The organism is Pseudomonas sp. PA-4-8C (genome assembly GCF_021606625.1).
Lineage (GTDB): Bacteria > Pseudomonadota > Gammaproteobacteria > Pseudomonadales > Pseudomonadaceae > Aquipseudomonas > Aquipseudomonas lactis.
On record NZ_WKCD01000139.1, the window covers coordinates 1 to 13,596 of the forward strand.

Annotated in this window: 5 protein-coding genes and 1 pseudogene; 3 read left to right on the forward strand and 3 right to left on the reverse strand. The window is 60.2% G+C overall.

Going from position 1 to position 13,596, the window contains the following annotated elements:
* Positions 1–111 precede the first annotated feature (111 nt).
* A pseudogene (locus GIW04_RS31545) lies at positions 112–1,902 on the forward strand (amino acid adenylation domain-containing protein); the annotation flags it as partial.
* Between the two features lie 42 nt (positions 1,903–1,944).
* Positions 1,945–7,317, forward strand: coding sequence for an amino acid adenylation domain-containing protein (locus GIW04_RS19040; RefSeq protein ID WP_413469238.1), 5,373 nt, complete (start codon positions 1,945–1,947; stop codon positions 7,315–7,317).
* Between the two features lie 145 nt (positions 7,318–7,462).
* Here the strand turns inward: GIW04_RS19040 and GIW04_RS19045 are convergent, their stop codons facing one another.
* A complete protein-coding gene (locus GIW04_RS19045) occupies positions 7,463–9,904 on the reverse strand; it encodes a TonB-dependent siderophore receptor (RefSeq protein ID WP_082628798.1) in 2,442 nt (813 codons plus the stop codon).
* A gap of 118 nt (positions 9,905–10,022) precedes the next feature.
* Positions 10,023–11,675, reverse strand: a complete 1,653-nt coding sequence (locus GIW04_RS19050) for a cyclic peptide export ABC transporter (protein WP_034134498.1) — start codon at positions 11,673–11,675, stop codon at positions 10,023–10,025.
* Positions 11,676–11,877: 202 nt separating this feature from the next.
* On the opposite strand from GIW04_RS19050, the gene GIW04_RS19055 reads away from it, so the two are divergent.
* On the forward strand, positions 11,878–12,705 hold the full coding sequence (locus GIW04_RS19055) for a N(5)-hydroxyornithine transformylase PvdF (protein ID WP_057710393.1): 828 nt from the start codon (positions 11,878–11,880) through the stop codon (positions 12,703–12,705).
* Positions 12,706–12,828: 123 nt separating this feature from the next.
* Here the strand turns inward: GIW04_RS19055 and pvdO are convergent.
* The coding region (gene pvdO / locus GIW04_RS19060) for a dihydropyoverdine dehydrogenase (protein WP_236479126.1) at positions 12,829–13,596 on the reverse strand (768 nt) is incomplete at its 5' end.

Below are 13,596 nucleotides of genomic sequence, written 5' to 3' on the forward strand. Positions count from 1 at the left end.
ACCATCGAGCGCATGGCCGGGCATTGGCAGAACCTGTTGCGGGCAATGGTGGTCGACCCACAGCAGCCCATTAGCCAATTGAGCCTGCTGGGCGAGGATGAGCAACAGCAGATTCTTGAGCTGTGGAACCAGACCGACGCCGGTTTTTCAGCCGAGCGCCTGGTGCATGAATTGGTCGGCGATCGCGCCCGGCAAACCCCGGACGCAGTGGCGGTTAAATTCGACGCGCAAACCCTGACTTACGGTGAACTGGATCGCCAGGCCAACCGACTGGCCCGTGCCCTGATCGCCCGTGGCGTCGGCCCGGAAGTGCGGGTGGCCATCGCCATGCCGCGCAGTGCCGAGAGCATGGTGGCGTTCCTGGCGGTGATGAAAGCCGGCGGTGTGTATGTGCCGCTGGATATCGAATACCCACGTGATCGCCTGCTGTACATGATGCAAGACAGCCGTGCGCAACTGCTGCTGACTCACAGCCGGGCGCTGCAGCAACTGCCAGTCCCCGAGGGCCTGGAGACCCTGGCGATTGATCGCACCGAAGAGTGGGCCGGTTACAGCGATACGGCACCGGATGTGGCGTTGGACGGCGACAACCTCGCCTACGTGATCTACACCTCCGGTTCCACCGGCTTGCCCAAAGGCGTGGCGGTGTCCCACGGCCCGCTGGTGGCGCATATCATCGCCACTGGCGAGCGCTATGAAACCTCCCCGGCCGATTGCGAACTGCACTTCATGTCGTTTGCTTTCGACGGCTCCCACGAAGGCTGGATGCACCCGCTGATCAACGGCGCCAGCGTGTTGATCCGTGACGACAGCCTGTGGCTGCCGGAATACACCTACGAGCAGATGCACCGCCACAACGTGACCATGGCGGTGTTCCCACCGGTGTACCTGCAGCAGTTGGCTGAACATGCCGAGCGCGACGGCAACCCACCGGCGGTGCGGGTGTACTGCTTTGGCGGTGATGCCGTTGCGCAAGCCAGCTATGACCTGGCCTGGCGCGCGCTGAAACCCAAGTACCTGTTCAACGGCTATGGCCCGACGGAAACCGTGGTCACTCCGTTGTTGTGGAAGGCTCGTAAAGGCGATCCCTGCGGTGCCGTCTACGCGCCCATCGGCACTTTGTTGGGTAACCGCAGTGGCTACGTGTTGGATGCGCAACTGAACCTGCAACCCATCGGCGTAGCCGGCGAGTTGTACCTGGGCGGCGAGGGCGTGGCCCGCGGTTATCTGGAGCGTCCGGCGTTAACCGCAGAACGCTTCGTGCCGGACCCGTTCGGCAAGCCCGGCAGTCGCGTGTACCGAAGCGGCGACCTGACCCGCGGGCGTCCGGATGGCGTAGTGGATTACCTGGGGCGTGTCGACCATCAAGTGAAGATCCGCGGCTTCCGTATCGAACTGGGGGAAATCGAAGCGCGTCTGCGTGAGCAAGCCAGTGTCGGTGAAACCGTGGTGGTCGCCCAGGAGGGGCCGACAGGCAAACAACTGGTGGCCTATGTCGTACCACTGGACCCGACGCTCCTGGATGATGTTGTCGCTCAATCCACCGGTCGCGAAACCTTGCGCCGTGCCTTGAAAACCCGCTTGCCGGACTACATGGTGCCGACGCACTTGATGTTCCTTGAGCGTATGCCACTGACCCCTAACGGCAAGCTCGACCGCAAGGGCTTGCCGCTGCCGGATGTAAGTCAGATGCAGCAGGCTTATGTGGCACCTCAGAGCGAGTTGGAGCAGAAGATCGCCGCGATCTGGTCCGATGTGCTACGCCTGCCGCAGGTGGGCTTGCATGATAATTTCTTCGAACTGGGCGGCGATTCGATCATTTCGATTCAGCTGGTCAGCCGCGCCCGCCAGGCCGGTGTGCGTTTCACGCCCAAAGAGTTGTTCCAGCATCAGACCGTGCAGAGCCTGGCGACGGTCGCGAGGGAAGGCGACGGTGTGGTGCAGATGGACCAGTCGCCGCTGACTGGCGATTTGCTGTTGTTGCCGGTGCAACACAGTTTTTTTGCCGATGACATTCCCCAGCGTCATCACTGGAACCAATCTGCGGTGCTGCAACCGCACCAGCCGTTGCAGGTACCGCTTTTGTTGGCCGCACTGCAGGCATTGATCGTGCATCATGATGCCTTGCGCAGCACCTTTATCGAGGGCGCACAGGGCTGGAGCGCGGCCTACCGTGGGCCGGATCAGCACCAGGCTGAACAGGTGCTATGGCAAAACACATTGAACAGCGTCGAAGAACTTGAGGCCTTGGGCGAAGAGGCCCAGCGCAGTCTCGATCTGGGCGCAGGCCCGTTATTGCGTGCGGTGTTGGCGCAGTTGGCCGACGGTTCACAGCGCTTGTTGCTGGTGATCCATCACTTGGTGGTGGACGGTGTGTCGTGGCGCATTCTGCTTGAAGACTTGCAAAGCACGTATCAGCAACTGGCCCAAGGCGCACCTGTGACACTGCCAGCCAAGACCAGCGCCATCCGCGCCTGGGCTGCTCGCCTGCAGACTTACGCCCACAGCCCGGCGTTGCAACAGGAACTGGTTTGGTGGCAGACGCAATTGCAGGGCAGCCCGGTCGGTTTGCCGGGCGCCGATCCACAGGCGAGTCTGAGCAACCAACTGGCGCTGAGTGTGAGCACACACCTGGATGCCACCTATACTCGGCGCTTGCTGCACGATGCGCCGAGTGCCTATCGCACCCAAATCAATGACCTGCTGTTGACTGCTCTGGCGCGAGTTATTACGCGCTGGAGCGGCGAGGCTTCTATGTTGATCCGGCTTGAAGGTCATGGCCGCGAAGATCTGTTCGATGACATCGATCTGACTCGCACTGTCGGTTGGTTCACCAGCCTTTACCCCGTGCAACTGGCCCCGGCCGATTCCCTGGCTGCCTCCCTGAAGCGCATCAAGGAGCAGCTGCGAGCCGTGCCCGACAAGGGCCTGGGGTTCGGTGCCCTGCGTTACCTGGGTAATGCCGCAACGCAACAGGCGTTGGCTGCCTTGCCGCAGCCACGTATCACCTTCAACTATCTGGGGCAGTTCGATGCCAGCTTCGACAGCGGCGAACAGCCAGGACTGTTCACGCCGACCGCTGATGCCAGCGGTGCCGAGCAAAGCCCGCAGGCACCTTTGGGCAACTGGCTGGAAATCAATGGTCAGGTCTATGGTGGCGAGCTGAAGTTGAACTGGAGTTTCAGCCAGGCGATGTTCGGTGAAGCAACCGTCAAGTGCTTGGCCGACGACTATGCCTTGGAACTCAAGGCTCTGATTGATCATTGTTGCGAGTCGGCGCATCAGGGCGTGACGCCGTCGGACTTCCCCTTGGCGCGGTTGTCCCAGGACCAGTTGGATGGCTTGGCACTGAACGTGGCTGAGGTCGAAGACCTGTACCCATTGTCACCCATGCAGCAAGGCATGCTGTTCCAATCGCTGTACGGCGAAGGTTCGGGTGACTACATCAACCAGATGCGCATTGATGTGCAGGGCCTGGATGTGGCGCGCTTCCAGCAGGCCTGGCAGGTGGCGGTGCAACGCCACGAGATCCTGCGCAGCGGTTTTGTCTGGCAGGCGGAGCTTGAACAGCCTTTGCAGGTGGTCTACAAGCAGGTGCGCCTGCCGTTCATGGCGTTGGATTGGCAGACCCGCGAGGACTGCAACCAGGCCCTGGATGAACTGGCCGAGTCGGCACGGGCCCAGGGCTTTGTCCTGGAGCAAGCACCGTTGTTGAGCTTGACTCTGGTACGCACGGGGGCGACAAGCTACCACCTGATCTACACCAATCACCATATTTTGATGGATGGCTGGAGTGGTTCGCAGCTGTTCGGCGAGGTATTGCAACAGTATGCGGGTGAGCCGCTGCCAGCGCCGACCGGGCGGTATCGTGACTACATCGCTTGGCTGCAGGCGCAGGACAAAGCCGTCAGCCAAGCGTTCTGGAAGGCGCAACTGGTCAACTTGCAGGAGCCCACGCGCCTGGCCCGCACCATAGACGCCGAGGTGGATGCGGCCCTGGCGGTTAATGGCGAGCATCACTTGAGCCTCGATGTCGCGCAAACCGAACACCTCAAAGCCTTCGCCCAACGTCACAAGGTGACCCTCAATACCCTGGTGCAAGGCGCATGGTTGTTGCTGTTGCATCACCACACCGGGCAAGCCACCGTAGCATTCGGCGCCACGGTGGCAGGGCGTCCAGCGGAACTGCGTGGGATTGAACAGCAGGTCGGCTTGTTCATTAACACGCTGCCGGTAGTGGCGACGCCGGATGCGCAAATGTCGGTCAGCCAGTGGCTAGAGCAACTCCAGCAACAGAACGTTGGCTTGCGTGAGCATGAACACACGCCACTGTTTGAGATCCAGCGTTGGGCGGGGCTGGGTGGAGAAGCGCTGTTCGACAGTATCCTGGTGTTCGAGAACTACCCGGTGTCCGAGGCGCTGGAGCAGGGCGCACCGTCGGGGCTGCGTTTTGGCGCAGTGCACAGCCTGGAGCAGACCCACTATCCATTGACCGTGTTGTTGGCTATAGGCCAGACACTGGGCTTGGAGTTCAACTACTCCCGCCAGGCTTTCAGCGGCGCGCATATCCAGCGCTTGGCCGAGCACTTCCAGCAGTTGCTGCTGGCCCTGGCCAGCGACGGCAGTCAACGCCTTGGCGCGTTGCCCTCAGTGGCGCAGGCCGAGCGGCAGTGGGTATTGCATGATTGGAATGCCACTGCGGTGGATTACCCGCTGGATCAAGCGGTCCATACGCTGATCGAGGCTCAGGTGCTGCGTACACCGGATGCACTTGCCTTGATTTTCGCGGGGCAAGCCTTGAGTTACAGCGCGTTGAACGCCCGGGCCAATCGCCTGGCACATCGCTTGATGGCGGCCGGGGTTGGCCCGGATGTGCTGGTGGGGCTGGCGGCAGAGCGCTCGGTGGAGATGGTGGTTGGCCTGTTGGCGGTGCTCAAAGCCGGTGGCGCTTATGTGCCGCTGGACCCCGAGTATCCTCGTGATCGCCTGGCCTACATGCTGCAGGACAGTGGTGTGCAACTGCTGTTGACCCAGGCTCATCTACTGGCGCAACTGCCGGTTCCTGCCGGTGTGCAAACCCTGGTGCTGGAACATGGCGATACCTGGCTGGAAACCTTCAGCAGCCACAACCCGAATATCCCAGTGCACGGCGAAAACCTTGCCTATGTGATCTACACCTCCGGCTCCACCGGTCAGCCCAAGGGCGCTGGCAACCGCCATATAGCGCTGACCAACCGCCTGTGCTGGATGCAACAGGCATATGGGCTCAAGCCACACGACAGCGTGTTGCAGAAAACGCCGTTCAGCTTTGACGTGTCGGTGTGGGAGTTTTTCTGGCCGCTGATGACCGGCGCGCGTCTGGTAGTGGCTGCACCGGGCGATCATCGTGATCCAGCCAGGCTGGTACGGCTGATCAACGAGCAACAGGTCACCACGTTGCATTTCGTGCCTTCCATGTTGCAAGCGTTCTTGCAAGACGCGGCGGTTACTTCATGCCAGAGCCTGCAACGCATCGTTTGCAGTGGGGAGGCGTTGCCTGCCGATGCCCAGCAGCAGGTGTTCGCCAAATTGCCCCAAGCCGGGTTGTACAACCTGTATGGCCCTACTGAAGCCGCCATCGACGTGACCCACTGGACCTGCGTGGAGGAAGGCCGCGACGCCGTACCCATTGGCCGACCCATTGCCAACCTGGGTTGCTACGTGCTGGACGACAACCTGGAACCTGCGCCAGTGGGTGTGCTGGGCGAACTGTATTTGGGCGGTATTGGCTTGGCGCGGGGTTATCACCGCCGTGCGGCGCTTACCGCCGAGCGGTTTGTGACCGACCCGTTCGGCAGCGGCACGCGCCTGTATCGCACCGGTGACCTCGCGCGTTATCGCGACGATGGCGTGATTGAATATGCCGGGCGAATCGATCACCAGGTCAAACTGCGTGGCCTGCGCATAGAGTTGGGCGAAATCGAAGCGCGCTTGCTGGAACTCGACAATGTCCGCGAAGCCGCGGTGCTGGCGGTGGACGGTACCCACCTGGTGGGTTACCTGGTGCTGCAACAGCCGCTTGAAGCGTGGAAGGCAGAGGTGGTTGCACACCTGGCCGAGCAGTTGCCCGACTACATGGTCCCGGCGCAATGGGTAGTGCTGGCGCAGATGCCGTTGAGCCCGAACGGCAAACTGGACCGTAAGGCGTTGCCCAAGCCAGAGGCCCACAGTGCCGCGCAATACCAGGCACCCGTTAGCGAGATTGAGCAGCAAATAGCGGCGGTCTGGAGCGAGGTGCTGGAGGTGGAGCGCGTAGGGCTCAACGACAACTTCTTCGAACTCGGTGGCCATTCGTTGCGGGTGCTGATGCTCAAGGAGCGAATTCGCAAGGTCAGCGGCGTGAACCTATCTGTCAGCCAATTGATGCTCAACCCCACCGTGGCGGGGCAGGTCAAATGCCTGCAGGGCAATAGCCGGTCTTCGTTGATCGTCAAGCTCAACCAGCAGACGCAAGGCACGCCGTTGTTCCTGTTCCACCCAAGCTTCGGCTCGGTGCATTGCTACACCGCGATTGCCCTGGCCTTGCGCGAGCAGCGCCCAGTGTTCGGGGTAATGTGTCGTGCCTTGGCCGAAGAGGGCGCCACGGTGCCGCAATGGCAGGTAATGGTCGAGGACTACACCGCGCAATTGTTGGTGGCCCAACCCCAAGGCGCGTTCCGCCTGGGTGGCTGGTCATTGGGTGGCAACCTGGCGATGGAGGTAGCCTACGGCCTGGAGCAAGCCGGCAGAGAGGTAGAGTTTGTCGGCTGGATCGACGCTGCGCCGCCGCAGTGGGTCAAACCTTATTGGGATTCTGTGGAAGTTGAGGACGACCGCGAAGCCTCAGCCAATGAGCGCCGCGCCGCGTTGCTGGGGGTGATGTTCCCTGAGTTTGCCGAGTCCATCCAACTCGCCTGGCAGCAATGCCAACGGGATAGCGAGGATGAAGCGGGACAATGGCAGGAATTTGTGAACTGGGCTGAACAGTGTTTGGGCGAAGCCTTCACGGTGATCAAGGATGAATTACTGCGTGGCAATGAGGCGCAGATTTCCTGGGACGTTGACCGGGCACTCAGTGAGCGTTTGCTGCAAGCTGACTTCAAGCCGATCAAGGCGCCCGTCACTTGTTGGTGGGCGTCCATGAGCCGGGCAGGGCGCTTCAAGGACCTGATCGAACAGCAAATGGCAACGGTGATCAGCCAAGGGCGCATCGAGCGCTCAGTGATGATCGAGACCGATCATGACGGCATTATCGACAGCGCGGTGTTTATCAGCAGTTTGGTAGAGGCGTTGAGGTAAGCCGCCGCTCAACCACAAAAACCCGGATCCAGTGTCCGGGTTTTTTTATGCTCCAATCCCTCTTCGCCAGTATCTCTGCACGCGCAAAAAAAAGCCCGGTGAGCATGGGGTGCTCACCGGGCGTTTGATCGATTGACGCGTGGAATCAGAAGTCCCAGCGCGTGCTGACCATCACATTACGTGGCTCACCGTAGGCGGCCGAGTTATAGAAGCCCACGTTGGTGTAGTAAGACTTGTCGAAGATGTTGTTGAAGTTGACGGTAGCCGACAGGTTCTTGGTGACCTGGTAGCGGGTCATCAAGTCCACCAGCCAGTAGGACTCCTGGGTGATGTCCTGGTTTTTCTCAAGTGGCCCGTTCCAGATCTCGTTCCAACCTTTGGTCTGCCAGCGTACACCGCCACCGATGGTGAACTTGTCCAGGTCGCCCTTGAGTTTGTAGGTGGTGTTCAGGTTGACCTGATGCTCGGGTTCGAAGGTGGAGAGTTTCTTGTCGTCTTCGTCTCGTACGATCTTGTGGGTGTAGCCACCTTGAAGTTGCCAGCCTGGGCTCAACTCACCGGAAATTTCCGCTTCGTAGCCTTTGGTGACGGCCTTGGAGCTCTTGAACGCCCAGTTGTTCGGGGCAGGTGTCTGGTTGTTGTAGGCGTCATCCGAGATGGGGCGATTAGTCTCATGCACTTCGAAGTAAGCGATGCTGGTGTTGAGGCGGCCATCGAAAAACTCGCCCTTCAGGCCCAACTCGTAGTTCTGCCCTTCGTCTGGCTCCAGCAGCTTCTCGTTACGGTCCTTATAGGTGCTTTCCTGGGGTTGGAAAATATCGGTGTAGCTGGCGTATACCGAGAAGTTGTCGTTGAGGTCGTAGATCACTCCGGCGTAAGGAATGAACCGCCCGGTTTCCTTGTAGGAGGGGTTGTTGCCAGTCACGTGATAGTTGGCCACGCGCCCACCCAGGATCACGTTCAGGTCGTCAATCACGTTGAAACGCGCGGTCAGGTAATACCCGGTTTGACGGATAGTGTCGTCGATGTGCTGTTGGGCAGGACCGTAGATAGGCTTGGCGATATGGCCGTTCCAGTTATAGAAATCGACCTTGTTACCGCCAGGCCATTCCGGTGACCAGTAGCCCTTGCCTTGCCAGCGCGAGGTACCGATCGAGCCGCCCACCACCAGTTCATGCTCGCGGCCAAACAGGCTGAAAGGCCCGGTGGCGTAAAGGTCGGCCGAGGTGCTCTTGGTCTCGCCGGTGTATTTCTGCCCGTTGATCTCGGCGGTGCCATCGGCTGCCGGCTGGACGAATTGAATCGAACCCAGGTCGGCATGGTAGCCGTTGATCTTGTGGTCGAGCTGGAATTTGGTCACCCAGCCGTCGCCCAGGTCATGCTCGAGCATGGCAAAGGCGGTACGCGTGTTTTGCTCCCATGAGCTCCAGGTGGTGCCGTTGTTGTAAGAGCGCGGCATTTTGTTGATGCTGCCGTTGGAGTTGACCAGCGGGAAGGAGCCGGACCAGCTGGAGCCCTGCGGAATGTTGTCCTGGTAATCGAAGCCCACCGTCAGCATGGTCTCGGGAGACAGGTCGAACTCGGTGATGCCGTAGTAGGTTTCGGTCTTGCGCGAATAGTGGTCCATAAAGGACTTCTTGTCCTGATACGCAGCCACCGCACGGCCGCGGATATTGCCGCTGTCCGTCAAGGGGCCACTGACATCCACTTCGCTGCGGTAGTTGTCCCAGGAGCCCGCGCCCAATTGCACATGGCCCTTGAATTCCGCGGTTGGCTTCTTGCGGATCAAGTTGATGGTCGCACCCAGGGAACCAGCACCGTTGAGCAGGCCGGTGGCGCCCTTGAGGACTTCAACACGGTCGTAGATCGCCATGTCGCTCAGAGTGTTGCCCGCCGAATAGCCGACGTTACGCACAGTCGACGGAATACCGTCGTACTGGAAACTATTGACCGAAAAACCACGGGAATAGTAGTTGGTGCGGTCGGAGTCGTAGGCGGAAACGGTGATGCCCGGCGTATGGCGCATCACGTCATCCATGTTGTTGAGGCCAAAATCCTCGATGTGCTGGCGAGTCACCACGGTGATCGACTGCGGAGTTTGCCGTGGGGTCAACGTCAGACGTGTAGCCGTGGCAATCGTGCCAGGCGTGTAGGAACCAGAACCTTCGGTGACGTTGCCCAGGTAGTTGGCAGTCACCTGCGTCGGGCTCAACTCAAGCCCACCACCGCTGCCAGCAGCTGTGACGGTCAAGGTATTGCCATTGAGGTTATAGGTGGTCTGGCTACCGGCCAGCAATGCAGCTATGGCCTGCTGCGGCTGCATTTTGCCCTTGACGGCGGGGCTGTTCTTGCCCTGCACATCGCCCGGGCTGTAGAGCACTTGCACATTGGTCTGGCGGCCAAATTCCTGCAGTGCGCTCCCCAGCGACTGCGCAGGAATATTCAACTCGATCTCCTGGGCTTGCACATAGCTTGCAATCGGCATCGACACAGCCAACGCCAGGGCACTCGGCAAAAGGTTGATGTTCAGGGCCCGGCGCATGGATAGCGCTTTGCTCAGGGGGCTGAGACCGAGTCGTGCTGGCATGGATGCTTTCTCTTCTATGTTTTAAGTGGGCAATTCTAAGTGTTTATTGAGTTTAGTTCTCATTACCACTAGTGAGACGTTCCTACTTCGCAAAACCGGAAAAATTTTTTTCGGTACCTTATGCAGGCTCCATCTCATGCACCACTTGGCCGGCGCGCAAGCGCACCAGATGATCGGCGATGTCGAAATAACGGTCGTCGTGGCTGATCACGATGATGGTCTTGCCCAGGCGTTTGAGGTCCGGCAGCAGCTCGGTGTAGAAGATGCGGCGAAAGGCCGGGTCCTGGTCGGCGGCCCATTCGTCGAACACCAGCACCGGGCGCTCTTCCAGCCAGGCATTGACCAGGGCCAGGCGCTTGCGTTGGCCGGTGGACAGGTCAGTGGTGCTGAACACGCCGTCCTTGACGCTGACCTTGTGTGCGATTTCCAGGCGCTCAAGGTATTGGGTGGCGCTGTCCAGGGACTGGGTGGCGCTGCCTTGTACCAGGTCATCGAATAGGTAATAGTCGGAAAACACCGTGGTGAACAACTGACGATAATCGTCGCGCTCTGGGTCGGTCACCGCTGTACCGTTGAGCAGGATCTCACCCGACTGAGGCGGATACAGGCCCAGCAGCAATTTGATCAGCGTGGTCTTGCCACTACCATTCTCGCCGACGACAAACACGATATCGCCTTGCTTGATGCTCAGGTTGATCGGCCCCAGGTGGAACGGTTGGCTGCCTTCAACCGCTGGCGGGCTGTAGCTGACGCCGCGCAGTTCAAGGCTGTTGACCAGTGGTTTCGGCGCCTCACTGTCGTCCATCAGCAAGTGGGGCTCGGGCGAAGAAAAACGCTCCGACAGTTCGCTGATGCGCCCAAAGGCAATCTTCGCCTTGCCAACGACGGGCAGGTAACCCAGCAGGTGTTCCAGCGGGCCTTTCATATACAGCAGTACCAGCACGAAGCCGGTAATCACCGTGGGGTCGGGGTTGGGGTTGTAGGCCTGCATCGCCAGGGCCAGTCCGATGACCACAAAGAACAGCATCGAGCCAAAGGTCTTGGCCAGAATATAGATGTTGACTGAACGCACCTGGATATCGCTGATGCGGTCTGCGGTTTCCTGGATGCGATGGGTGTTCATGCGAAACCGCCGCGGACGGTGCATGCGCAGTTCCTTGGCTCCCGAAGCAATCGCATTGTAGTAACGCTGCAATTCATCTTCGTGGCTGCGGGCCAGATCGAAGCCCTGGATGCCTTTGCCGCCCGCGATGAATTGCACGGCGCTGCCGATGATGATTGCGACCACCATCATCAGGAACATCGGCACGGACAGGTAAGCCAGGTAACCCAGGCATCCCAGGGTAACGGTGGCGGCGATGGCCAGGGGCGTGAAGGCAAAGGAAAAGTCGCTAATGGTGTCCACGTCGTGGGTCAGCACCGGGATCAGGCGGTGAGAGCGATATTGCTCGATCTGCCCGATGGGCGCTGACAGCACCTTTTCACCCAGGTCCTTGCGCAGGGCGGCAATGATCCGTTGTCCGACGTAGTTGGTGCCGATGTCGGAAATAATCGAGCTGACCAGCGCCACCACGCACAACGCGGCGAAGGTCAATACCACACCCTGAGTCATCCCCCCCGCCGAATGCAGGGCATTGTTAATCGTCGCCAACAGCAAGGTAATGGCCAGGCCGCCCGCCATGCCAAGGGCGACGGAGACCGTCACGATGGTGCGAAAGGGCCTGAGCAATGCGAGCAAACCTTTGAAGGCGCCGCGCTTGGGGTCGGTCATAAATACTTCCCGGAAAGTGAAAAAGAGGGGGCTGGGCACACAGACCCTTACCCATGACAAACGAAGCTGTGGCGTGACTATTTAGCGCGGCGTGCCGGGCGGTGGCAGTGAGCGATAAATTGCCCGGGGCCTGGTTCGTTCTTGTTCTGTAGGCGCACGTGTATCAATGCCGTGCGTGGCCCTTTGAGCGAGAGCGAAACACATGACGAAAAAGAACCTGGTGTATGTCTGGTCCCTGAGAAATGCCGCCGCCGACAAGGCAGGGCAGCCGGTGGCCTATAAAGACCACGAGCGCTATATGAAATCGGTGCTGGAGTTTCTGGTGGGCTCGCTCAACGACACGCCGCTGGGCGAGGCTTACAACCTGGTGGGCGTGGTGTATGACGACGATGAGCACAACCCGCGCGACCAGCAGTTGGTGGCGGACTATGGCTTTGCTTACCAGCCGGGTCGCCAGTGGTTGTACCCGGCGGATTTGCGTGTGCAAGGCACGTTGGTCAACGACCTGCTGCTCAGCGTGCCGTCGACCTATCGTCGCCTGCCACGGGGCAGCGCCGAACATATCGCCGGCAAGCAGGATTTCGAGCGTCGCCTGCATGACACTCTGGTGGAGTTGAAGGCTGACATCGTGGTGCTGGATGGTTTGCTGGTGATCCTCGATGAACTGGTGCGCCCGGGTGCGCCGTTTGCGCGGCGCATCATGAACATTCATCCGGGCATTACCCGCATCGAATCGCCTTATGAGCGCCGTGGGGCGTACGCCACCTGGAATGCGCTGTACGGCGCGCGTGGGCAGGCGATCACCGACTGGGCGACCAAGGCGACTCAGGCCTGCGAGCCGTTGTATTGGACCGGTGCGTCATTCCACTACGTGGATAACGGCATCGACTCGGGAGAGGTGTTCCACGACGTGCTCAAGACCGAGATTTCGCCCGAGGACACCATCCTTGAGCTGCGCTGGAACAACTTCAACAACAGCCTGTTCCCGGCGCTGCATGAAGGCTTGGCGCTGTTGGCCAGACAAGGCTGAACCCTGTAGGAGCGAGCTTGCTCGCGAAAAACGTCAACGATGACGCGCGCTTCCTGAATAAACGCGGCGTCTATGAGTTTTTCGCGAGCAAGAACTAGGCGTCCCCCTCGCTCCTACAAGGTATTAAAGCTCGCGTACTACCCGGAACCCAATCCAATCCCCGCGCGTTTGCGGGTAGATGTTGTTGCGATTGCCCGAGCGTGAAAACACCGGTGCTTCGCCCCAGTCATTGCCGCGAATCTGGTAGGCCTCGCAGTTGGGCTCCACCCAGGCACTGCCATCCGTTGGCGCGCCGACGTAGTTGGGGTGCTCGCAATCAGCCACCCGCTCATACACGTTGCCGTGCATGTCATACATGCCAAAGGCATTCGGTGGGTAGCTGCCCACGGGCGACGAATAGCTGTAGCCGTCCGCCGGGCCGTAGGTGTTGGCGTGCTGGGCGATGCTGTAGCCCTTGCCTTCGTCGAACGGGAAGGGGAACGGGCCGGTGGTGCCGGCTCGGGCAGCGTATTCACGCTGGGCTTCGCTGACCATGTGGTAGGTGTGCCCGGTCTTCTTCGACAGCCAGCTCACGTACTGCTTGATGTCGTCCATGTCCATGCACACCGCCGGCTGACGTGGCCCCTGGGGGTAGCGCGGCTTGCTGGCGATGCATTCACGGCCGGGGCGGTCGTCGCCATTGGCGATCTTCACCCCGGTCTGGCGCACGTAGCTGTCCCATTCGCCGGCGGTGATATGGAAGCGGCTCATGGCGAACGGCTTGGCGAAGGTCACCTCATGCATCGGGCCTTCGTCGGGCTCGCGGCCCACTTCGTCTTCCGGGGTACCCATGGTGAAGGTGCCGGCGGGCAGCACCACCATTTCCGGGCAGTCCTTGCAGTCTTTGAAGAC